20 protein-coding genes and 3 tRNA genes are annotated in these 21,544 nt (G+C 55.4%); 5 read left to right on the plus strand and 18 right to left on the minus strand.

Annotated elements, in window-relative coordinates; genetic code table 11:
• Positions 1 to 27 precede the first annotated feature (27 nt).
• The 5 genes from ccmE to ccmA are packed head-to-tail and all read right to left on the minus strand — an operon-like array spanning position 28 to position 2,816.
• Complete coding sequence (gene ccmE / locus ACT3RQ_RS10530; RefSeq protein ID WP_193056497.1) at positions 28 to 504, minus strand: cytochrome c maturation protein CcmE; 477 nt, start codon at positions 502 to 504, stop codon at positions 28 to 30.
• Positions 494 to 703: a heme exporter protein CcmD gene (ccmD, locus tag ACT3RQ_RS10535; RefSeq protein WP_193055343.1), complete on the minus strand. Its 210-nt coding sequence runs from the start codon at positions 701 to 703 to the stop codon at positions 494 to 496. Before ccmD ends, ccmE begins: the two co-directional genes overlap by 11 nt.
• Entirely contained in the window at positions 703 to 1,449 is a 747-nt protein-coding gene (locus tag ACT3RQ_RS10540; RefSeq protein WP_193056496.1) for a heme ABC transporter permease, read from the minus strand. The genes ccmD and ACT3RQ_RS10540 overlap by 1 nt, the downstream gene beginning before the upstream one ends.
• A 14-nt stretch (positions 1,450 to 1,463) precedes the next feature.
• Positions 1,464 to 2,192 carry a heme exporter protein CcmB gene (gene ccmB / locus ACT3RQ_RS10545; protein WP_193056495.1) on the minus strand — a complete coding sequence of 243 codons (729 nt, stop codon included), beginning with the start codon at positions 2,190 to 2,192 and terminating at the stop codon, positions 1,464 to 1,466.
• Positions 2,193 to 2,195: 3 nt separating this feature from the next.
• Entirely contained in the window at positions 2,196 to 2,816 is a 621-nt protein-coding gene (gene ccmA / locus ACT3RQ_RS10550; protein ID WP_172118681.1) for a cytochrome c biogenesis heme-transporting ATPase CcmA, read from the minus strand.
• A gap of 268 nt (positions 2,817 to 3,084) precedes the next feature.
• Here ccmA and ACT3RQ_RS10555 point away from each other — a divergent pair, with 268 nt between their 5' ends.
• Both ACT3RQ_RS10555 and ACT3RQ_RS10560 read left to right on the plus strand, forming a co-directional pair.
• Positions 3,085 to 3,522, plus strand: coding sequence for a LexA family protein (locus ACT3RQ_RS10555; protein WP_172118680.1), 438 nt, complete (start codon positions 3,085 to 3,087; stop codon positions 3,520 to 3,522).
• Positions 3,523 to 4,155 (plus strand): IMPACT family protein, encoded by a 633-nt coding sequence (locus ACT3RQ_RS10560; protein WP_444680455.1) that lies wholly within the window; start codon positions 3,523 to 3,525, stop codon positions 4,153 to 4,155.
• 73 nt (positions 4,156 to 4,228) lie between these two features.
• Here the strand turns inward: ACT3RQ_RS10560 and ACT3RQ_RS10565 are convergent, their stop codons facing one another.
• From ACT3RQ_RS10565 to ACT3RQ_RS10575, 3 genes are all read right to left on the minus strand, one after another.
• Positions 4,229 to 5,551, minus strand: a complete 1,323-nt coding sequence (locus tag ACT3RQ_RS10565) for a sodium ion-translocating decarboxylase subunit beta (RefSeq protein WP_193056494.1) — start codon at positions 5,549 to 5,551, stop codon at positions 4,229 to 4,231.
• An 11-nt stretch (positions 5,552 to 5,562) separates the two neighbouring features.
• Positions 5,563 to 7,371, minus strand: coding sequence for a sodium-extruding oxaloacetate decarboxylase subunit alpha (oadA, locus tag ACT3RQ_RS10570; RefSeq protein WP_193056493.1), 1,809 nt, complete (start codon positions 7,369 to 7,371; stop codon positions 5,563 to 5,565).
• Between the two features lie 91 nt (positions 7,372 to 7,462).
• Positions 7,463 to 7,720 carry an OadG family protein gene (locus ACT3RQ_RS10575; protein WP_193056492.1) on the minus strand — a complete coding sequence of 86 codons (258 nt, stop codon included), beginning with the start codon at positions 7,718 to 7,720 and terminating at the stop codon, positions 7,463 to 7,465.
• A 126-nt stretch (positions 7,721 to 7,846) separates the two neighbouring features.
• On the opposite strand from ACT3RQ_RS10575, the gene ACT3RQ_RS10580 reads away from it, so the two are divergent.
• Positions 7,847 to 8,854: a tRNA dihydrouridine synthase gene (locus ACT3RQ_RS10580; protein WP_225733675.1), complete on the plus strand. Its 1,008-nt coding sequence runs from the start codon at positions 7,847 to 7,849 to the stop codon at positions 8,852 to 8,854.
• 135 nt (positions 8,855 to 8,989) lie between these two features.
• Here the strand turns inward: ACT3RQ_RS10580 and ACT3RQ_RS10585 are convergent.
• The 9 genes from ACT3RQ_RS10585 to ACT3RQ_RS10625 all read right to left on the minus strand — a co-directional run bounded on the left by ACT3RQ_RS10585 (position 8,990) and on the right by ACT3RQ_RS10625 (position 16,143).
• Positions 8,990 to 9,066, minus strand: a tRNA-Arg gene (locus ACT3RQ_RS10585).
• Positions 9,067 to 9,168: 102 nt separating this feature from the next.
• Positions 9,169 to 9,245, minus strand: a tRNA-Arg gene (locus ACT3RQ_RS10590).
• Positions 9,246 to 9,262: 17 nt separating this feature from the next.
• Positions 9,263 to 9,355: transfer RNA gene (locus ACT3RQ_RS10595), tRNA-Ser, on the minus strand.
• 124 nt (positions 9,356 to 9,479) lie between these two features.
• Positions 9,480 to 9,671: a carbon storage regulator CsrA gene (gene csrA / locus ACT3RQ_RS10600; RefSeq protein ID WP_087107955.1), complete on the minus strand. Its 192-nt coding sequence runs from the start codon at positions 9,669 to 9,671 to the stop codon at positions 9,480 to 9,482.
• A gap of 192 nt (positions 9,672 to 9,863) precedes the next feature.
• Positions 9,864 to 11,114 (minus strand): aspartate kinase, encoded by a 1,251-nt coding sequence (locus ACT3RQ_RS10605; protein WP_087107953.1) that lies wholly within the window; start codon positions 11,112 to 11,114, stop codon positions 9,864 to 9,866.
• A gap of 98 nt (positions 11,115 to 11,212) precedes the next feature.
• Positions 11,213 to 13,822, minus strand: a complete 2,610-nt coding sequence (alaS, locus tag ACT3RQ_RS10610) for an alanine--tRNA ligase (protein ID WP_193056491.1) — start codon at positions 13,820 to 13,822, stop codon at positions 11,213 to 11,215.
• A gap of 170 nt (positions 13,823 to 13,992) precedes the next feature.
• On the minus strand, positions 13,993 to 14,454 hold the full coding sequence (locus tag ACT3RQ_RS10615; protein ID WP_087107949.1) for a regulatory protein RecX: 462 nt from the start codon (positions 14,452 to 14,454) through the stop codon (positions 13,993 to 13,995).
• 5 nt (positions 14,455 to 14,459) lie between these two features.
• Positions 14,460 to 15,521, minus strand: coding sequence for a recombinase RecA (gene recA, locus ACT3RQ_RS10620; protein WP_087107947.1), 1,062 nt, complete (start codon positions 15,519 to 15,521; stop codon positions 14,460 to 14,462).
• A gap of 88 nt (positions 15,522 to 15,609) precedes the next feature.
• Complete coding sequence (locus ACT3RQ_RS10625) at positions 15,610 to 16,143, minus strand: CinA family protein (protein WP_193056489.1); 534 nt, start codon at positions 16,141 to 16,143, stop codon at positions 15,610 to 15,612.
• A 148-nt stretch (positions 16,144 to 16,291) separates the two neighbouring features.
• Between ACT3RQ_RS10625 and mutS the strand changes: the two genes are divergently transcribed.
• Both mutS and fdxA read left to right on the plus strand, forming a co-directional pair.
• The gene (gene mutS, locus ACT3RQ_RS10630) at positions 16,292 to 18,880 is read left to right on the plus strand and encodes a DNA mismatch repair protein MutS (RefSeq protein WP_193056488.1); all 2,589 of its coding nucleotides are present in this window, start codon (positions 16,292 to 16,294) and stop codon (positions 18,878 to 18,880) included.
• A 157-nt stretch (positions 18,881 to 19,037) separates the two neighbouring features.
• A complete protein-coding gene (gene fdxA / locus ACT3RQ_RS10635) occupies positions 19,038 to 19,361 on the plus strand; it encodes a ferredoxin FdxA (RefSeq protein WP_087107940.1) in 324 nt (107 codons plus the stop codon).
• A gap of 167 nt (positions 19,362 to 19,528) precedes the next feature.
• Here the strand turns inward: fdxA and ACT3RQ_RS10640 are convergent, their stop codons facing one another.
• Complete coding sequence (locus ACT3RQ_RS10640; RefSeq protein ID WP_087107938.1) at positions 19,529 to 20,920, minus strand: L-cystine transporter; 1,392 nt, start codon at positions 20,918 to 20,920, stop codon at positions 19,529 to 19,531.
• Positions 20,921 to 21,544 lie beyond the last annotated feature (624 nt).

A 21,544-nucleotide genomic window follows, 5' to 3' on the forward strand; every position in this document is an offset into this window, starting at 1 on the left:
CTCTAGGGTATAGGACATTGGCTCAACCTATTCACGCTTGGCTGCTTCAACCGGTTGGCCCTGATAATCAGCAGGCGAGTAGCCTGCCTCTTCTAACGCTTGCGACACTTCGGGCGGCATGTAGTTTTCATCGTGGCGAGCAAGCACCTTGTCAGCGATAAACCGCCCATCTGTAGACAGTTTGCCTACCACCACCACGCCCTGCCCTTCGCGAAACAGATCCGGCAGGATGCCGTTATAGGCCACCGCAAGCTCGTCCACGTAGTCGGTTACCAGGAACTCGACGTTCAGGCTTTGCGGGTCACGGATAACCGTGCCCTCCTTTACCATACCGCCTGCACGGATTGTCCGCTCGATGGGCGCATCACCCTGGGCAATCTGCACCGGACTGTAGAACAGGTTGATATTAGCGCGCAGGGCGTAGAGCGTGAGGCCTACCGCCACGGCGGCTAGCGCCAGCGCGCCGAGAATGATCACCAGCTTCTGGCGACGTTTAGGTGTCATCAGCATGTCTCGTTTGATGGGGTGGATGACGGTCACCACGCCGGGCACGGCGTTTTACAGCACTGGCCAGTTGGCGGCGCTCAAAACGAGCATGAATGATGCAGGCAACCATCAAAAGTGCCGTGACGCCCCAGGCCGCCCACACGTAAGGTCCGTGTCCGCCCATGGCCAAGAACGCGCCAAACGATGTAAATGCCATTACCGCGCCTCCCTGATCAAATCCCTGACCCAGCGCTTATCAATTTCCCGACGCAGGATTTCACTCCGCGTACGCATCAGTGTGAGAGCGATAAAAAAACAGTAGAAGCCCAGCACCATGATCAGTAACGGCAGCCACATTTCCGTGGGCATGAGGGGCCGCGACGTCAACGTAAAGGTCGCCGACTGGTGGAGCGTAAACCACCAGTCCACCGAGTACTTGATAATCGGAATATTGATGACCCCAACCATGGCCAGTACCGAAGCCGCTTTTGATCCCCCCTCACGACGGGCAAAAGCACTGCGCAGGGCGATCACACCCAGAAACAGGAACAACAGAATCAGCATGGAGGTCAGTCGGGCATCCCACATCCACCAAGTGCCCCAGGTGGGGACACCCCACACCGCCCCGGAAAAAAGCGCCACAAACGTCATCACCGCCCCAAACGGCGCCATAACTGTCGCGGCCATATCCGCCACCTTGATCTTCCATACCATGAAGACAAGGCTCGCCGCCGCCATCGAAACAAACACCGACTGGGCAAGAAAGGCGGCGGGCACGTGGACATAAATGATCCTGAAGCTATCGCCCTGCCCCTGATTCACCTCGGTGGGTGCAAAGGCTAACCCCCATACCGTACCGGTCGCAATGAGTACCAGGGAGACTGCCCAGCACCAGGGCTGCACCTTTGCACTCATTGCATAAAACGATTTGGGAGAGCCCCATTTATGAATAAAGGTCCACATGGCGTGTTCTGTCCTCAACCGTTGATACTGATGCGTAGCGAGGCGGCAATCGCCCAGGGAGCCAACAGTAGCGACGCGGCCAGCAGGGCCCCGAGCATGGCCAGGTGCGCCGCGACACCTTCACCGATGACAGCAGCCTGCACCGCCCCGACCCCAAAAATAAGCACCGGTATATACAGCGGCAGTATAAGCAGCGACAGCAGTACACCGCCTCGCGCGATACCGACGGTCAACGCCGCACCAATCGCGCCAAGCAGGCTCAAACTGGCACTGCCCAGTAAAAGCGAAAGCGCAAGCACCGCGTAGCTGCCCGGAGGCAGGGCCAGCATCACACCCAGAAGCGGCGCGACCAGTGCCAGCGGCAGCCCGGTCAACAACCAGTGGGCCAGCACCTTGGCCAGGCTAAGCGCGGCTAGCGGCTGAGGCGCGAGCAGCATCTGCTCAAGGCTGCCGTCGTCATAATCGGTGCGAAACAGGCTATCCAGCGACAAAAGCGCCGCCAGAAGTGCCGCTACCCACAAAAGACCTGGCGCGATCAGCGCAAGTACGGCGCGGTCGGGTGAAATGCCGATTGGGAACAGCGTTATCACCAGCGCGAAGAAGACCAGCGGATTGAACAGCTCGCCGCGGCGTCTGAACATCAGTGTTACATCACGCTTCAGGGTAGCGGTAAAGGCGATCCACAGCCCGCCCGGCACCGGCGTTTCAAGTAGTGTAGTGGTCGCCTTCTGCCCCTGCGTCATTGTCTACCCCAGTTGAATACAGCGAGCGGCGGGCGAAGCATTCAGCCCATGGTGAGTGGTTACCAGAATGCTCCCCCCGGCTTGAGCATGAGCTGAAAGCTGCGCTTCAAGCGCGGCTACGCCTTGGTGGTCAATGGCGGAAAACGGCTCGTCAAGCACCCAGAGTGGACGGCGCGTCAGCGTTAACCGGGCCAACGCCACACGGCGCTGCTGACCCGCCGAAAGCTGGCCGGCCAATACGTCCTCAAAACCGCCAAGCCCTACTTGCTCCAAAGCGCTCAGGCGCTGCGATTCATTCCCCCGCTCGCCGCTTAGCGCCTGGTACCAGGCCAGGTTTTCAAGCGGTGAAAGCCCAGCCTTGATGCCTGGCGAATGCCCCAGATACAGCAGGTTGGCCAGATAATGTTCACGCACCTTGCGAAGTGGCGCGCCGTTCCAGAAAAGCTCGCCTTGGTAATCACTCAGTTGACCTGCCAGCAGCTTTAACAGCGTGGTCTTGCCGCTGCCATTGGGGCCTTCAATTCGAACGATGTCACCGCTGCGAATCGTGAGATCGAGCCCTTCAAATAGCCAGCGCCCATCACGCTCACAGGCTAGTTGTCGTGCTTGCAGGCACAGGCTCAAAGGTGTCTCCCAACAGGTTGATAGTTAGCCAAAACTCTACACGGAAAGCCACGTTATCTCCAGCCAATCGCAGCGGCCGTGAGAATGCACCAAGCGTGCCGACGGGACCAGCATTTTGAATAGCCAAAGGCACTGGATAAAAACAGCACTACCACTGTATGCAAAAACAGCTGTATACTAAAACACTGTATGAAAAGACATGCCAACAACCTGCTGGCTTGCCACTACTAAACGCCTAGGGAAAGGGCGCTGCATTGGAGAATTTCCTATGAATATATCGATGTCAGCACCAACTCACGCCGGTTCTACCGTATTGAGCAGCGCGTCCTGCGCACCTAAAGGCATTCAATCGGCACGCGCCTTTAAAACAGCACCACGCAGAACGCGCCACAATACCTACGCCCTAAAAATACGTGGTAACCGAATGCGTGATTGCAACTTGTTTGATGGAGATGTCATTATTATTCGGCGTTTTCAATGCGATACCCACGAAGAAACCGCCGTCGCTCACATCAATCAGCAGCCTGTTGCGTTGAAGCAGCTCTCGATCAGTCGCTTTGGCGTACATTTATGGCCTGCCGACACCCAAGCGCCGGATCTCTTTTTGCACAATCGCGATATTCAAGTGTTAGGAATGGTAATGGGTGTGGCGCAGGATAGTGCCAACGACCTTGCTGCCAATTCTTATGGCCTTATGGAGCACTGATTGCGTTATCAAGTTCCTGATTTAGCTGCCTCGCAGTGGCATACCGCCGAGATAGAGGTCGAAAAAAGCCAGTTTCTGGCGTGGCTATGCCATGCGCCAGATGTGGCCGCTTTTAGTGCACTTCTTGAAGCGGAAAGAGCTGCTCACCCCAATGCCAGCCATCACTGTACGGCTTATATTGCTGGGCCGCCCGGGGAGCAAACACTGATTGGTTTTTCCGATGATGGCGAGCCTGGCGGCACGGCCGGTCGGCCAATGTACCAGGTACTTCAAGGCAGCCAAATGGGTGAAATCGGCGGTGTCGTGACGCGCTACTTCGGCGGCACCAAGCTAGGCACCGGCGGGCTGGCACGGGCTTACGCTCAAGCCATCAGCCATGCGTTGGAAACCTTACCGACGCGTGAAGTGATTGAGCGAGACGCCTACACGCTACGCCTTACCTTTGCCAGCGAGGCTATCGCCCGCGCCTGGTGCGACGAAAAGGCCATCCCCATTGAACACGTCAACTACGATGGCGAAGGTGTTCAGCTCACCATTGGCTGGCCCCGCGACCATACGTTCGACCTTTCCCCCTTGGAAAATCGCCTAAAGTGCACGCTGGACGTTACCCCAGTAAACGCCCCCGCCCCCTGAACCAAAAACGGCTTACGGAGTAAACCGTAAGCCGTGCATGGGGCACTTCTGCTTCCCCGTCAATCCTGTCTATTTATCCCAAATATTTAATCATTACCCCGGCAGCCACGGCAGAACCAATTACCCCTGCCACGTTTGGACCCATCGCATGCATCAACAAGAAGTTATGCGGATTGGATTCCAGACCGACCTTATTAGCTACACGCGCCGCCATAGGCACAGCGGATACCCCGGCAGCACCTATCAGCGGATTAATCGGCATACGGCTCATTAGGTTCATCAGCTTGGCCATTAACACGCCGGCGGCGGTACCAATTCCGAAGGCCACAATACCCAGCCCTAGAATCCCGAGGGTTTCCACCGTCAAGAAGCTTTCCGCCATCAGCTTTGAGCCAACAGAAAGCCCTAGAACGATCGTCACGATGTTGATCAGCGCGTTCTGGGCGGTATCCGAAAGCCGCTCTACCACGCCGCATTCGCGCATCAAATTACCAAAGCAAAACATCCCCAGAAGCGGTGCTGCGTCGGGTAGAAACAGCGCGACCAGGATCAACAGCATGAGAGGAAAAATCACTTTTTCCAGCCTGGAGACGGGGCGCAGCTGCGTCATTTTTATCTGACGCTCTTTTTTAGTGGTTAGCAGCCGCATAATAGGTGGCTGGATTAACGGCACCAGCGCCATGTACGCGTAGGCCGCCACCGCGATAGCACCCAATAGCTCTGGCGCAAGCACGCTGGACACATAGATAGACGTTGGCCCATCGGCGCCGCCGATAATCCCGATCGCTGCCGCCTGGTTCAGCGAGAAGTCCATGATGCCCATGGAGGTCAGCACAACAGCACCAAACAGCGTGGCGAAAATACCAAACTGGGCCGCAGCACCTAGAAACAGCGTACGAGGGTTGGCAAGCAGCGGGCCAAAGTCAGTCATGGCACCCACGCCCATAAAGATCAACAGCGGCGCGATACCCGATGCAATGGCCACTGAATAGAAGTTATACAGCATGCCATTGCTGTAACCGACGCTTGTCGCAATATCCTTAGCGGCACGCAGCTGCTCTGGCGCTACCTCACCATGGGCAACTACTTTGAGCGTTTCACGCCACGCATCAATACCTGCCAAAGGATCCAGCATTACGCCCAGCGCGGCACCAACCTGCTGAAGCACGGCAGGCTTGCCAACCTCAATGGCCTGGTCCAGCGCTGAAATCGCAAGGCCAGCTTCGGGAATATTGGCAAGAATCCCCCCAAAACCAATCGGCACCAACAGCAGCGGCTCAAATTTCTTATGGATCGCCAAATAGAGCAGCAGCAGCCCGACCCCGATCATGACCACTTGGCCAAGCTCAAGGTTATAAAGCCCCGAGCCCTCCCATAACGTGACTAGCTTATCCATTCCCGAGGCCCTTAAAGCTCAATCAGTACGTCGCCAACAGCTACGCTGTCGCCTTCACTAACATTGACTTTCGATACCGTGCCGGCACTGCTGGCGCGAATTTCGGTTTCCATTTTCATAGCTTCAAGAATGATGACCACTTCCCCATCCGCTACCTGGTCGCCAGGGCGCACATTCACCTTGAAGATATTGCCAGCAAGCGGTGCTTCTATGGCTTCACCACGGCTGGCCGCCGGGGCGGGGCTCGCCGCAGGCGCAGCCGACTGCTCTTGCACCTGGCCAATATCGCCGCCTTCAGAAACTTCCACTACAAACGCTTTGCCATTGAGTTTTACGGTATAGGTTTCAGGGCCACGTGCCGCCTCTGGCGCACTGCCTTGAGTAACCACCGGAGGCTTGGCAGGCTCGCTACCAGCCGCCTGGGGCGCAGGTTCGAAAGCATCCGCGTTATCACGATTTTTAAGAAACTTCAGACCGATTTGCGGGAACAGGGCGTAGGTGAGGACATCATCTATTTCACACTCGCCTTCTGCCAGGCGTACCTGCTCGACTCCGGCTTTCTCTTTAAGCTCTGCCGCCAGCTTTTGCATTTCAGGTGCAAGGTTATCCGCCGGGCGACAGGTAATCGGCTGACCGCCTTCCAGCACGCGGGCTTGAAGCTCGGTGTTAAAGGGGGCGGGTGCCGCGCCGTATTCGCCTTTCAGCAGCGCCTGCACCTCTTTGGAAATGGACTTGTAACGCTCGCCCATCATCACGTTCATTACCGCTTGGGTACCGACGATTTGCGACGTGGGCGTCACCAGCGGAATAAATCCCAGGTCTTCACGCACGCGAGGAATTTCGCCAAGCACATCGTCCAGCTTGTCGCCCGCACCCTGCTCTTTCAGCTGACTTTCCATATTGGTCAGCATGCCGCCTGGCACCTGGGCTACCAGAATGCGCGAATCGATGCCGCGTAACGAACCTTCAAAAGCAGCGTACTTTTTACGTACTTCACGGAAATAGCCCGCGATGTCTTCCAACAGCTCAAGGTCCAGCCCGGTATCACGGTCGGTATCCTTGAGCATCGCAACAACGGACTCTGTGGGGCTATGTCCATACGTCATAGACATGGACGAAATCGCAGTATCGACGTTATCGATACCGGCCTCGACTGCCTTAAGAATGGTGGAAGTGGAAAGTCCTGTCGTGGCATGGCAATGCAGGTGAACAGGAATAGACAGATTTTTCTTCAGCCGCGTTACCAGCTCAAATGCGGTATAAGGCGTTAACAGCCCCGCCATATCCTTGATAGCCAGCGAGTCTGCGCCCATTTCGGCAATATTGGTCGCTAGATCGACCCAGCTATCCAGGGTATGTACCGGGCTTACCGTGTAGGAAATAGTGCCCTGCGCATGCCCACCCACCTGACGAACCGCTGTAATCGCGCGCTCCAGGTTGCGCGGGTCATTCATGGCATCAAACACACGGAATACATCAACGCCATTGGTTTTGGCCCGTTCGACAAACTTATCGACTACGTCATCCGCATAGTGGCGATAGCCCAACAGGTTTTGACCACGCAGCAGCATGGCTTGAGGCGTATTGGGCATCGCCTCTTTTAATGCCCGGATGCGCTCCCATGGGTCTTCGCCTAAATAACGAATGCATGCATCAAAGGTGGCGCCACCCCAGGTCTCTAGCGACCAGTAGCCAACACGATCCAGCTTTTCAGCGATGGGCAGCATGTCGTCCAGACGCAAGCGGGTCGCAAACAGTGATTGATGGGCATCACGCAGTACCACATCGGTAATTCCCAGCGGGCGTTTTGTCTCATTCATAGCAGTAGCTCACACGTTAAAATTATTGATATGTAGTAAAACTAACAAAATAAAGGCAAATAAGGGGATAGGCTGACTAAAAAATTACCGATTAGTGACGCTTTAATGAGCGGTAACGATGCACCGCAGCACTGATAACTGCAGTCACTTCCTCGTCCTCGCCACTCAACGCGGGAGCAGACGAAGGCTTTGTACCTGCCAACGTCGGCACAGGCGTCGGCTGAAAACGTCCCAACAGTTTTGACATCAACGTAACGCTAATGACTAAAATAGTAAGAAAAACAAAAACAAAGCCCATCCCAAGCCCCATAATTGCGAGCCCCTCCTGGAGTAGTTCTGCATTCTGCATAATGTCTCTCTTGTTGTAGAGCATAAATTAACGCTTAAAGGGTTCTAAAAGTCCCTTGGCGCCGTCAAAGTAATACACTAACCTGCCACACCCAGCATAAAACGCAATCGCGCCATAGTGGAAGTCATGGTTGTTAATTTACTACAAAACGGAAAAATTGGCCTCGCCCCGATGGAGGGCGTTATCGACGCCCTCACCCGCGACTTATTAACGCGTGAGGCAGGCTTTGATTGGACCGTTACCGAATTTGTCCGCGTGGTCGACACGCGTCTCCCGCCCCGAGTGTTTTACAAGCACTGCCCTGAGCTTACCAACCGCCCTGTTGCGACCGCCAGCGGCATTCCCGTGCATTTGCAACTGCTTGGCTCTGACCCTAAGGCGCTGGCTGAAAATGCTCGCCAGGCGTTAGCGCTAGGCGCTGTCAGCGTGGACTTGAATTTCGGCTGCCCGGCCAAGCTGGTTAATCGGCATGATGGAGGCGCCTCGTTACTACGCCGCCCTGAACGCGTCTACCAGGCAGTGAAGGCCGTCTCCGAAGCACTTGAGGGTCAAATTCCGGTCACCGCTAAAATCCGCCTGGGCTTTTCAGACCGGCGCTTAGCCGTCGCCTGCGCCCAGGCGACCCAGGCAGGCGGTGCCGCTCGTCTGGTTGTTCACGGCCGCACACGTGATGAAGGCTATCGCCCTCCGGCCCACTGGGAGTGGATCGGCCGAGTGCGCCAGCAGGTATCGATACCCGTGGTTGCCAATGGCGATATATGGACGCTGGAGGCGTACTGGAAAGCGCGCACCCTGTCAGGCTGCAGAGATGTGATGTTAGGCCGTAGCGCGCTAGCAGACCCCTGGCTTGCGCCACGTATCCGGCACTGGCAGCGAACCGGCGAACGACTGCCTGAAACCACATGGCCAATGCGTGCCAGCGTGATCAAGGAGTACGCGCACCTTCAGCGGCAGCATCTACCCGACCGAGTTGTGGTCTCGCTGGTAAAGCAGTGGCTCGCACAGATGCGCCAGGGCAATGAAGAAGCCAACCAGCACTTTCAGCGCGTTAAACGCCTAACAGACCTTGATACCCTGCTTAAAAGCCTGGTCATCGACACAGCGCACCCTGAGGCGGCTGTCAGCTGCCACTAAGCAAGAGCATTGACCAAAAAAAAGCGCCCTCGCAATGCGGGGCGCTTAAAACGATCCAAAACCAAAGCGCGAGCCGCCTTGGTCAGGCTAGAAAGCAGAAAACCCGCTCTCATAAAAGAGAACGGGTTTAGAATCTGGCGCGCCCGGGAGGATTCGAACCTCCGACCCCCTGATTCGTAGTCAGGTACTCTATCCAGCTGAGCTACGGGCGCTTTAGTGATGTAAATACTCATTACTAAACATGATGAAGAGCTTATGCTTAAATACTTGTAATGAAATACTTATAGGCTTCCGCCTTACATCAGGTTAGAAGATGGCGCGCCCGGGAGGATTCGAACCTCCGACCCCCTGATTCGTAGTCAGGTACTCTATCCAGCTGAGCTACGGGCGCATCTTCTAATGTGCGGCTGGCGGAGAGAGAGGGATTCGAACCCTCGATAGGGCTATAAACCCTATACTCCCTTAGCAGGGGAGCGCCTTCAGCCACTCGGCCACCTCTCCTCAACAGCACGGCGCGAATGTTACCGATTTCAGCGACTGCTGTCTAGTCCTATGCCGATTTTTTTCGCGCCAGCTTCATCTTACCGTTGATACGCCCTGTATTGGGCGCGATAAAAGCGACCATTTATTCTGCTTCGCTTTCTTCACTGCTACGCTCGCGCTGGATGCGCTGATAGATCTCTTCACGGTGTACAGCCACGTCTTTCGGCGCATTGACGCCGATACGCACTTGATTACCTTTCACACCTAACACTGTGACGGTGATTTCATCACCTATCATCAATGTTTCGCCAACTCGGCGGGTTAGGATGAGCATGGCTGATCTCCTTCTCAGACGTTTTATACAACGGGTTGTGTCCACCAGAGGCGCCACTAAGCCATTATGCGGCATAGCGGCGCGCTAACCAATGCCTCTGACTCCATGACAACTAAACCTCCCGTTGAAAGAAAGCTCACCACCAGCAAGTAGCGAGTACCTCTTCAGCGTAGAAGGTTTAAGGCAGAAATGTTATTCAGATTCTATATCTGACTTATCCAGGCCAAATGCCTTGTGTAACGCGTTAACGGCAAGTTCCATATGCTTTTCATCAATCACCACTGAGATTTTAATTTCAGAGGTGGAAACCATACGGATATTGACGTTTTCATCAGCCAAAACACGGAACATCTTCGAGGCAACACCGGCGTGAGAGCGCATGCCAACACCGACCAGGGATACCTTGGCGATATTGTCATCGCCACGCAGCTCACCACCGCCCAGGTCAGGAATAACCGTTTCTTCAAGCAGCTTCTTGGTGGTCTTGTAGTCGCCCTTCGCCACGGTGAAGGTAAAGTCGGTGTAGTCACCCGCCGGTGCTACGTTCTGCACGATCATATCGACTTCAATGTTGGCATCAGCGATAGGGCCAAGAATGCGCGACGCAACACCTGGTACATCGGGCGTGTGCAGCAGTGTCAGCTTGGCTTCATTTTTGGTAAACGCGATACCGGAAATCAGCGGTTCTTCCATGGAGTCCTCGTCTTGGTCAGCATCTGCAATAATTAGGGTACCGGGGCCATCTTCAAAGCTCGACAGTACCCGTAGGGGAACGTTGTACTTGCCCGCAAACTCTACCGCACGAATTTGCAGTACTTTGGAGCCCAGGCTTGCAAGCTCCAGCATTTCTTCCACCGTAATGCACTCCAGGCGCTGTGCCTTGGTGCATACGCGGGGGTCAGTGGTGTAAACCCCATCAACGTCAGTATAGATCTGGCACTCATCGGCGCCGAGTGCCGCAGCAAGCGCTACCCCGGTAGTGTCCGAGCCACCACGTCCTAGCGTAGTGATATTGCCGTCTTCATCAACGCCCTGAAAACCAGCCACAACCACGACCTTGCCTGCGTCGAGGTCAGCCTTAAGGTCTTCGGTTTCAATGCGCTGAATACGCGCTTTGGTGTAAGCATTGTCAGTATGAATACCGACCTGGGCACCGGTGTGCGAAGTGGCCGCAACGCCAACCTGCTGGAGCGCCATGGCGAGTAATGAAATCGTTACCTGCTCACCGGTCGAGAGCAGCATATCCATTTCACGCGGGGCAGGGTCATCATTAAGCGCATTGGCCATATCGGTCAACCGGTTGGTCTCTCCGCTCATGGCGGAGACCACGACCACGACCTGGTGGCCCTGGTCACGAAAGCCCTTGACCTTTTCCGCCACGGCTTTGATACGGTCAACAGAACCTACCGAGGTGCCACCGAACTTCTGTACGTATAGTGCCATATGCCGTTTTTTCCTATTCGTCCGGGAATGGGGGATGAAAGTAATTATATTAAGTTAGCAAAAGGCCGGTTGCAGTTAATTGCCACCGGCCTTTGTGATTAGCTAAGTATGTTTTCCAGCCATGCGGGGACGCTACTTAACGCGCCAGCCAGCGCTTCTGGCTGACTGCCACCCGCCTGCGCCATGTCAGCACGACCACCGCCTTTACCGCCAACTTGCGAGGCGACATGGTTAACCAGCTCACCGGCTTTAACGCGCTCGGTCAGGTCTTGAGTCACGCCTGCAATCAGGCTGACCTTGCCCGCCGCCTCATCGGCAACGCCCAGGATAATAACGCCAGAGCCAATCTTGTTTTTAAGTTGGTCGAGCACGCCACGCAGATCCTTACCGGATACTCCCTCCAACTGAGTCGCCAGCAGCTTAACGCCGCCGATCTCCTGCGCCTGGCTCAGCATGTCGCTACCCGCAGCGCTTGCAAGCTTAGCCTTCAACTGCTCAAGCTCTTTTTCCAGGCTGCGATTACGTTCGACCAATGACTCGACGCGGGCTTCCACCTGCTCGGGCTTGGTTTTCAAGCGATCACCCAACCGCTGCACGCGCGCTTCCTGCTCGCGGAAGTACGCCAACGCATTCTCGCCGGTAATGGCTTCAATGCGCCGCACGCCAGAGGCAATACCTACTTCACTGACGATATGGCAGCAGCCGATATCACCACTTCGTGCAACGTGAGTACCGCCACACAGTTCAATCGAAAAGCCGTCAGCACCGATCGTCAATACGCGAACATTTTCCGCATACTTGGCTTCAAACAACGCCGCAGCCCCTTTGGCCTTGGCTTGCTCCAGGCTCATCTGCTCAACGTACGTCGGCGCATTAGCAAGAATCTGCTCGTTAACCAGACGCTCCACCTCTGCCAACTGATCAGCACTCAGAGGCTCGAAGTGGCTGAAATCGAAGCGCAGACGTTCTGCATTTACCAGTGAGCCTTTCTGCTGCACGTGATCGCCCAACACCATGCGCAAGGCTTTGTGCAGCAAGTGAGTGGCCGAGTGGTTGCGAATGGTCGCAGAGCGCAAGCTGGCATCAACCTCGCCACGAACGCTGGCCCCCACGTTCAACGTGCCTTCTATCATCACGCCTTGGTGCAGATGATGACCGTTCTGCTTTTGTGTATCGGTAACTTCGAAGCGGCCGCCCTCTACGTATAAGTAGCCGGTATCGCCCACCTGGCCGCCCGATTCACCATAAAACGCGGTACGGTCTAATACGACAGTGCCTTTCTGGCCTACTTCCAGCGCAACAAGGGCGTTGCCTTCGCTATCCACAATAGCAGTTACCGTGGACTGATCTTCAAGCTGGTCATACCCCGTAAACTGGGTTTCGCCATCCAGCTCAATAGAGGCGCTGTAGTCGGCGCCAAACTGGCTGGCCGCACGGGCACGCTCGCGCTGAGCGTCAAGCTCGCGCTGGAAACCAACTTCATCCAACGTCACACCGCGCTCACGGCAAACATCCGCCGTAAGGTCAAACGGGAAACCGTACGTGTCATACAGTTTGAACACGGTTTCACCCGACAGCACGTTGCCATCAAGCTCCTCAAGCGCGGTATTCAATAAGCCCATGCCGTGGTCCAGCGTGCGCGCAAACTGCTCCTCTTCTTTCAGCAAAATACGGGCAATTTGGGCGCTCGCCTCACGCAGTTCGGGATAGGCATCGCCCATCTCGGCATCCAGTGCATCCACCAGCGTATAGAAGAACGGCTTGGTGGCGCCCAGCTTGTGACCATGGCGAACCGCTCGGCGGATAATGCGCCGCAGCACATAACCACGGCCTTCATTTGAAGGCAGCACGCCGTCGGCGATTAAAAATGCACACGAACGAATATGGTCCGCAATAACGCGTAGCGAAGGCGTTGCCATATCGGCATGCCCGGTCGCCTTGGCGGCCGCCTGGAGCAAATTCTGGAACAGGTCGATCTCGTAGTTGGAGTGCACGCCCTGCATAACGGCCGCTACCCGCTCAAGCCCCATACCGGTATCAATAGAGGGCTTGGGCAGCGGGTTCAGCGTGCCCTGGGCATCGCGATCGAACTGCATAAAGACCAGGTTCCAGATCTCAATGTAGCGGTCGCCATCTTCGTCAGCGCTACCGGGAGGACCACCCCATACGTCAGGGCCGTGATCAAAGAAAACTTCTGAGCTGGGGCCGCAGGGGCCGGTATCGCCCATTTGCCAGAAGTTATCTTCATCCAGCCTGGAGAAGCGCTCCGGGTCGATGCCGATTTCATCTTTCCAGATGCGCTCGGCCTCATCATCGCTAATATGCACGGTGACCCACAGCTTCTCTTTAGGCAGACCCAGCGTTTCGGTTAAAAACGTCCACGCAAAGCGGATAGCGTCCCGCTTGAAGTAATCACCAAAGCTGAAGTTACCCAGCATCTCAAAAAACGTATGGTGGCGTGCGGTATAGCCAACGTTATCCAGGTCGTTATGCTTGCCACCGGCACGCACGCAGCGCTGAGATGAGGTGGCACGCACATAAGGGCGTGGGTCACGACCAAGAAACACATCTTTGAACGGCACCATGCCCGCGTTGGTAAACAGCAATGTCGGGTCGTTACCTGGCACCAGTGAGCTTGTGGGCACAATGGTATGCCCTTGCTCTTCGAAAAAGGATAAAAAGGCCTGTCTAATCTCTGCGCTTCTCATAGGGTATCCGTAACAATAAAGCATGATGCCCCAGGGCGCTGTCGCCGCTACCCGCTGGGGTCGCAAAAACGCCATTATAGCGCAGTTGTCTAACGACTAAAGCGGCAGTTAATGGCTAAGAGCTAAAGACGTCAGAAAACGATAACCCACAATAGTGATGAAAGAAGGCTTTACAGGCAAGAGAGCGCGTAACGAATTTGTTCAAAATCGAAGCCTCGTGACGCTAGAAAGCGCTCTCGTTTGGCCCGCTCTTTGGGGGATTCACCGGGGGAGGAAAAGCGTCGCGATAAGGTATCACTGGCCAGTTCAAACCAATCGACACCTTCATTCTCTTCTACGGTAGCGAGGGTTTCTGCCACTATTTCCTGGCTGATGCCGCGTTGACGCAGCTCGCCTTTAATCCGTATCACGCCCTGACCGCGCATAATGCGTGAACGGATAAAGCTTTCAGCAAAGCGGACGTCTGACTGAAGCCCCTGCTCTTCAAGGGTATCCAGGCACGCCTCAATGTCAGCGGTAGCAACGGCTTTTTGTTTTAGCTTTTGCGCTATCTCAGCGCGAGAGTACTCGCGCCGAGATAGCAGCTGTAGTGCGATGTCGCGTGGGGTGGCATCACGTGACGAAGCAAACATAAGCGTTACAGCAGGTCGTCGTCAGCATCGGCGGCAACATCAGCAGCCGATGCCTCTTCTTTCTTGGGGTCAGGCTTGGCAAGCAACTGTTCGCGGATCTGGCTTTCGATCTCTTCCATAATGGCCGGATGCTCTTCCAGGTACTGAGCCGCGTTTGCCTTGCCCTGACCGATTTTGCTGCCCTTATAGCTGTACCAGGCACCTGCCTTGTCAACCAGGTTGCACTGTACGCCCAAGTCGACCACCTCACCGGCATGGTAGATACCCTTGCCGTAAAGAATTTGGAACTCGGCCTGACGGAACGGCGGTGCTACCTTGTTTTTAACTACTTTAACGCGCGTTTCGTTACCGGTGACTTCATCGCCCGATTTCACCGAGCCAGTGCGGCGAATATCCAACCGAACACTGGAGTAGAATTTCAGTGCGTTACCGCCTGTGGTGGTTTCCGGGCTACCAAACATAACGCCGATTTTCATGCGAATCTGGTTGATAAAGACCACTAAACAGTTGGCGTTTTTAATATTACCGGTAATTTTACGCAGCGCCTGAGACATCAAACGTGCTTGCAGGCCTACGTGGGTATCCCCCATCTCCCCTTCGATCTCCGCACGCGGAGTAAGCGCTGCCACGGAGTCGATAATAATCACGTCAACGCCGCCCGAGCGCACCAGCATATCGGTGATTTCAAGCGCCTGTTCACCCGTGTCCGGCTGGGAAACCAGCAAATCATCGAGGTTAACGCCCAGTTTTTCCGCATAGCTTGGATCAAGCGCATGCTCGGCATCGACAAACGCACACACCTTGCCCTGCTTCTGTGCTTGAGCAATCACGGAAAGCGTCAGGGTGGTTTTACCGGAGGATTCAGGGCCAAAGATTTCGACTACTCGGCCAAAGGGTAACCCTCCAATGCCAAGCGCAATATCCAGCCCCAGCGAGCCAGTGGAGACTGACGGCATCACAACGCGAGGCGCGTCACCCAAGCGCATTACCGTGCCTTTTCCGAACTGACGATCAATTTGGCTAAGTGCGGCGTTTAGCGCTTTCGTACGGTTGTCATCCTGAGCCATGCAAACACCCTCATCACAGACTGTATAATTAACCAGTATTATGCCAAAAATTCGTCGCTAAACAAATCCTCAACGTGGTTTTTAACGATTATTTCTCTTCCTGACCCTCAGCCAGCATATCCAGGCGCGCCACCAGCCCTGCCAACGCCTCGCGAACGGCCTGCTCGCGTACCGCTTGGCGATCACCGGGAAAATGAAAACATTTGGCGTCCTGGTGATTAACATCGCCCCAGGCCAACCACACCGTACCCACCGGCTTTTCATCGCTGCCGCCCCCGGGGCCTGCCACACCACTGACCGCCACGCCCAATTGCGCGCCGCTATCACGGCAGGCACCGGCCACCATGGCATTCACCACCGCCTCACTGACAGCGCCATGGGTGTGTAGTGTAACGTCTGAGACACCGATCAGCCGCGTTTTAGCCGCATTAGCATACGTCACGTAACCCGTTGTGAAGTAGGCCGAGCTGCCGGCAGCCGAGGTGATCGCACTGGCAATGCCGCCACCGGTACACGACTCTGCCGTGGTCACCTCTATATCCAACTGCTGGCAAAGCTTTCCAAGCCGCTGCGCCAGCAGGGACAAATCCAGATTTTTTAGGCTCGTTATGCTGGGCGTCATGGTCGCTCCTTCATGTAAGATATCAGTCAGCGTAGAATACTGCGTTTAGCTTTCTCAACGAAATCGCTCAAAGAACGTATTTAACGCTTTTATTTAATGAACATGCCGTAAGCGAAATGCGCTTACGCCACGCTCAATCAGGACGCCCATGTCACAGGCCATCCCCCCCAATACGCCCATGATCACGCAGTATTTAAAGATCAAACGCGAACACCCTGACGTCCTTCTGTTCTACCGGATGGGGGACTTCTACGAGCTGTTTTTTGATGATGCCAAGCGCGCGGCTGCGCTGTTGGATATCACGCTTACCCAGCGTGGCCAATCCGGTGGCAAACCCATCCCGATGGCGGGCGTTCCTTATCATAGCGCCGAAGGCTACCTGGCCCGCTTGGTGGCTACCGGTGAATCCGTGGCCATTTGCGAGCAAATTGGTGACCCGGCAACCAGCAAGGGTCCGGTTGAGCGGCAAGTCGTGCGCATCGTAACACCCGGCACACTGCACGATGAGGCGCTCCTGGATGCCCGGCGCGACAACGTGCTGGTCGCGTTGGCACCCGGCAGTGACCGCTGGGGGCTTGCGTGGCTTGAGCTATCCAGCGGGCGTTTTAGCGTGCTGGAAGTCGAAAGTGAAGCCGAAATGCTTGCCGAGCTGACCCGCCTTTCACCCGCCGAACTACTGGTTCCTGAGAGCCTGACGCTGCCCGACATGTGGTCGCAGAAGCGCAGCTTGCGTCGCCAGGGCGAGTGGCTGTTTGATTTGGAAAGCGCCAATCGCAGCCTGTGCGACCAATTTGAAGTTCAGGACCTGCGTGGGTTTGGCTGCGCCCACCTTACCACCGCCCTAGTGGCCGCCGGGGTACTGATTGATTATGCCCGTGATACTCAACGTTCGCGCTTGCCCCACGTAACGGCACTCAGCGTTGAAAACCGTGATGATGCGGTGGTCATTGATGCTGCCAGCCGGCGTAATTTAGAGATCGATATCAACCTTGGCGGTAGCACGGACAACACGCTTGCCAGTGTACTGGATACCTGCACCACCGCCATGGGGTCGCGGCTTTTAAAGCGCTGGCTGAATCGCCCCCTACGCCAGCGTGAAACCGTGCAGGGCCGCCAGGCGGGGGTGGCACTTTTAAGCCTCGACGCGGCGTACATGACGCTACGCGACACACTCAATGATGTGGGTGATGTAGAGCGTATTTTGGCCCGCGTCGCGCTCTATAGTGCCCGCCCACGCGACCTGGCCCGCTTAAGAGACGCCCTTAATACGTTGCCAGCACTTGAGCAGCAGTTAGGTGGCGTAGAAAGCGGCAGCACGCTGGATAATTTGCGTCCGCATATTCGCCCCTATCCGGATATCGCCGACCAGCTGAGCCGGGCGTTGATCGAGAACCCGCCGGTGGTGATCCGCGATGGCGGTGTGATTGCCGATGGCTATGATGCCGAGCTTGACGAACATCGCGGCATGGCCGAAAACGCTGGCAGCTACCTGGTTCAACTGGAGCTACGTGAGCGTGAGCGTACTGGCCTTGCCAACCTCAAGGTGGGTTACAACCGGGTGCACGGCTACTTTATAGAGCTACCCCGCTCCCAGGCCCAACAGGCACCGGCTGACTATATTCGCCGTCAAACGCTGAAAAACGCCGAGCGGTTTATTATCCCCGAGCTCAAGGAGTTTGAGGACAAAGCGCTTTCCGCCAAGTCACGCGCACTGACCCGTGAAAAGTGGCTGTATGAACGCCTGCTAAGCGAACTCAACGAACACCTCATGGCGCTACAAAGCACTTCCCGGGCGCTTGCCGAACTTGATGTACTGTGTGCATTTGCCGAACGTGCCGATGCGCTTAACTGGGTGCGCCCGACCCTGAGCGACGCGACTGGCATTAGCATTACCGCTGGCCGCCACCCCGTAGTGGAACAAGTAAGCGACAAGCCGTTTGTGCCCAATGACGTTGTGCTGTCGCCTGACCGTCACATGCTAATTATTACCGGCCCCAATATGGGCGGTAAATCGACCTATATGCGCCAGACCGCCTTAATCGCGCTGCTAGCCCATAGCGGTAGCTTTGTGCCTGCCGATGCGGCTGAGATTGGTCCTGTCGACCGGATATTCACCCGCATAGGCTCCTCGGATGACCTTGCCGGTGGGCGCTCCACCTTTATGGTCGAGATGACCGAAACGGCTAATATTTTGCACAATGCCACAGAGCATAGCCTGGTGCTGATGGATGAAATCGGCCGGGGCACCAGTACTTTCGACGGACTTTCCCTGGCCTGGGCAAGCGCTGAGCACTTGGCGCAGGCGCAGGCACTGACGCTCTTTGCTACGCACTACTTTGAAATGACCGCCCTTCCCGAGCAGGCCGAAGGCGTGGAAAACATTCATTTAACCGCTACAGAGCATGGCGATAGCATTGTGTTTATGCATCGCATTGAGGCAGGCCCGGCCAGCCAAAGCTACGGCTTACAGGTCGCCCAACTAGCCGGTGTTCCAAGCCACGTTATCAAGCGCGCCCGTGAAAAGTTGATTGACCTGGAACAGCGCGATGTAGACACTCATCAGGCGCGCCCAGGCCCGGCACAACAGACTCCTGCCAATAGCCCGTCACCCCAGCAAAACGATCTCTTTGCCAGTGCGCCACATCCGGTTTTAGAAGCACTGGAGCGTGCCGACATTGATGATTTATCGCCCCGCGAGGCGCTGGCGTTGGTCTATCAATGGCGAGATTTGTTGTAACCGGTACAAGAGAAGATAGCCAAGTGCTTGCCGTGAGGTATGGGCGCCACTAGAATGTCGCCCATACTTTTTAGCTTATAAGAAACAGCCGTTTTATAACCATTCATGATTGACCTATGACCGGGACCTCCCCCGGTCCCGCAAGAGGGATAGCGCGATGACGTTTGTCGTTACCGAAAACTGCATCCAATGCAAATACACCGACTGTGTAGAGGTTTGCCCGGTCGATTGCTTTTATGAAGGCCCCAACTTCCTGGTGATTCACCCGGACGAGTGCATTGACTGTGCGCTATGCGAGCCTGAGTGCCCGGCCGAAGCCATCTTCTCAGAGGATGAGCTGCCGGATGGGCAAGAACCGTTTATCGAGATCAACGCTGAGTTGGCTGAAGTGTGGCCCAACATAGCTGAAAAGAAAGATGCCTTGCCGGATGCCGAAGAGTGGGATGGCAAGAGCGGCAAGATCGACAAGCTGGAGCGATAACACAGCACGCTTTTAGTACCGTGTCGTTAGCCATCGGCTTAAAAACCAGCGTCCGCGCTGGTTTTTTTATGTCTGCTTGTCCCTCCTCTTCAAGGATAACGCACGCGACAAACGCAAAAAGCCACCCGAAGGCGGCTTTTTGTAGCTTGCTTAATTTGTCAGTTGAATCACGCTGCTTTCGGCTCGTCCAACTGGTCATCGTTGGAAGCAAAAATAGCCGCGTCGTGCTGCTTGAGCAAACGACTGGTCACCGTACCCGCCGTCATTGAACCGTTGACGTTGATGGCGGTGCGGCCCATATCAATCAACGGCTCAATCGAGATGAGAAGCCCCGCCAAAGCAATCGGTAGGTCAAGCGTTGAGAGCACGATGATCGCGGCAAAGGTTGCCCCGCCGCCAACACCGGCAATGCCGAAAGAGGCCAGCGTCACGACCAGTACCAGCGTTGCCAGAAACTCCAGTGAAAACGGATCAATCCCCACCGTGGGCGCAATCATCATGGCCAGCATGGCCGGATAAAGCCCCGCGCAGCCGTTTTGGCCGATGGTCGCTCCGAAGGAGGCTGAAAAGTTGGCAATCGCAGGGGGTACGCCAATGCGGTCTACCTGCGCCTCGATATTCAAAGGAATCGTGGCCGCGCTTGAACGTGAGGTAAAGGCAAAGGTGAGTACCGGCCAGACCTTCTGAAAATAGCGTTTGGGGTTAACCCCAACGCCCATCAAAAATAGCGCATGCATGACCAGAATAAGTGCCAAGCCAACGTAGGAGGCAACGACGAATCCGAGCAGATTAAAGATATCGTTGAGATTCGACGTAGAAACCACTTTGGCCATTAACGCCAGTACCCCGTAGGGCGTAAGGCGGATCACCATGCGCACCAAACGCATGATCCACTTCTGCACAATATCGATGCCTTCGATAAGCTTGTCGCCAATCGCGGCATTTTCACGCTTGATGCCCAGAGCGGCCAAGCCGAGAAACGTCGCAAAGATCACCACACTGATAATGGAGGTGGGTCGTGCGCCCGCTAAATCCTGGAACGGATTGCTGGGAATAAACGAGAGCAGAAGCTGTGGGATGGTCAGGTCTGCCACCTGAACACTGCGCTCGACAATCGCCTGGCCGCGCTCCAGCTCGCGAGCACCTTGTACCAGCCCCTCGGCAGACAATCCAAACAGCTGGGTCATGCTAATGCCGATAACGGCAGAAATCGCCGTTGTCAGCATGAGCATGCCAAGTACACCCAGGCTAATCTTGCCCAGCGCACTGGCATCATGTAAGCGCGTAACAGCAGATAAAATGGTCACCAGCACCAACGGCATAATGATCATTTTTAACAGTTGGACATAGCCACCGCCTACCAGGTTTACCCAGTCGATGGTGCCCTCAAGCACCTCTGATCCGGCGTATCCCCATTGCAATAGCGCGCCAAGCACCACCCCAATGACCAGGCCTGCAAGCACCACGCGAGACAGGCTGGCACCGCGCCGCTGCCAGCGCGCCAGCAGTGCAATCGCCAGTATAAAGACCAACACGTTGATCGCAATCAACCCATGCATGTAACGCACCTCCTGAATAACAAAAAACGGCACATCAACGATGTACCGTGTGACAAGCGCAGCAGCAGAAGCATAGCCTGCTAATTCTGCGGGCCATGGTAAGTAATAGCGAAGAAGAATAAAAATGGATTTTACTTATAACCTAGGAATCATTTGGCTGGTTGCGTCGGCCGGTTGTAAGAAACACCGGGAACAACCCTCTTGCCAGGTATTCAACGTACGTAGGTATAAAACGTAAGCACAAAAAAAGGCGACCCTTAGGTCGCCCGCTCCAAACACTTCCTCTGACCGCTCCATGTGTCAACTTCCTCAGGCCGCTTCCCTACCGAAATTCACCTCAGTGTGTCATTCGGTGGGCCTGTTTACACCCCATTGCGTTGCATTCTGTCTAAAGCATCCCTGCCTCCCCTGTCCTGAATGCATTGTGGCAGATAACAATGTCATCTCAAGGCGGCCTATAACAAAAAGGGCAAGCCTAAGTGGCCTGCCCTTCAATAAAAAACAACTTAAAATCAATTAGATAAACTTAAATTAGACGAAAATTTTCTACTTTTCCTACCCACGTCGAGCGATTTTCGTCGGCTTTTGTAGGACATGTCTTACAAAATCTTGAGACATTTCTTA

Source organism: Halomonas sp. AOP43-D1-4, assembly GCF_052446175.1.
GTDB lineage: Bacteria > Pseudomonadota > Gammaproteobacteria > Pseudomonadales > Halomonadaceae > Vreelandella > Vreelandella citrativorans.

Coding starts and splice junctions, on each gene's coding strand:
- ccmE (WP_193056497.1), bottom strand. CDS start 504: ATGACACCTAAACGTCGCCAGAAGCTGGTGATCATTCTCGGCGCGCTG.
- ccmD (WP_193055343.1), bottom strand. CDS start 703: ATGGCATTTACATCGTTTGGCGCGTTCTTGGCCATGGGCGGACACGGA.
- ACT3RQ_RS10540 (WP_193056496.1), bottom strand. CDS start 1,449: ATGTGGACCTTTATTCATAAATGGGGCTCTCCCAAATCGTTTTATGCA.
- ccmB (WP_193056495.1), bottom strand. CDS start 2,192: ATGACGCAGGGGCAGAAGGCGACCACTACACTACTTGAAACGCCGGTG.
- ACT3RQ_RS10555 (WP_172118680.1), top strand. CDS start 3,085: ATGAATATATCGATGTCAGCACCAACTCACGCCGGTTCTACCGTATTG.
- ACT3RQ_RS10565 (WP_193056494.1), bottom strand. CDS start 5,551: ATGGATAAGCTAGTCACGTTATGGGAGGGCTCGGGGCTTTATAACCTT.
- oadA (WP_193056493.1), bottom strand. CDS start 7,371: ATGAATGAGACAAAACGCCCGCTGGGAATTACCGATGTGGTACTGCGT.
- ACT3RQ_RS10575 (WP_193056492.1), bottom strand. CDS start 7,720: ATGCAGAATGCAGAACTACTCCAGGAGGGGCTCGCAATTATGGGGCTT.
- ACT3RQ_RS10580 (WP_225733675.1), top strand. CDS start 7,847: ATGGTTGTTAATTTACTACAAAACGGAAAAATTGGCCTCGCCCCGATG.
- csrA (WP_087107955.1), bottom strand. CDS start 9,671: ATGCTCATCCTAACCCGCCGAGTTGGCGAAACATTGATGATAGGTGAT.
- ACT3RQ_RS10605 (WP_087107953.1), bottom strand. CDS start 11,114: ATGGCACTATACGTACAGAAGTTCGGTGGCACCTCGGTAGGTTCTGTT.
- alaS (WP_193056491.1), bottom strand. CDS start 13,822: ATGAGAAGCGCAGAGATTAGACAGGCCTTTTTATCCTTTTTCGAAGAG.
- ACT3RQ_RS10615 (WP_087107949.1), bottom strand. CDS start 14,454: ATGTTTGCTTCGTCACGTGATGCCACCCCACGCGACATCGCACTACAG.
- recA (WP_087107947.1), bottom strand. CDS start 15,521: ATGGCTCAGGATGACAACCGTACGAAAGCGCTAAACGCCGCACTTAGC.
- ACT3RQ_RS10625 (WP_193056489.1), bottom strand. CDS start 16,143: ATGACGCCCAGCATAACGAGCCTAAAAAATCTGGATTTGTCCCTGCTG.
- mutS (WP_193056488.1), top strand. CDS start 16,292: ATGTCACAGGCCATCCCCCCCAATACGCCCATGATCACGCAGTATTTA.
- fdxA (WP_087107940.1), top strand. CDS start 19,038: ATGACGTTTGTCGTTACCGAAAACTGCATCCAATGCAAATACACCGAC.
- ACT3RQ_RS10640 (WP_087107938.1), bottom strand. CDS start 20,920: ATGCATGGGTTGATTGCGATCAACGTGTTGGTCTTTATACTGGCGATT.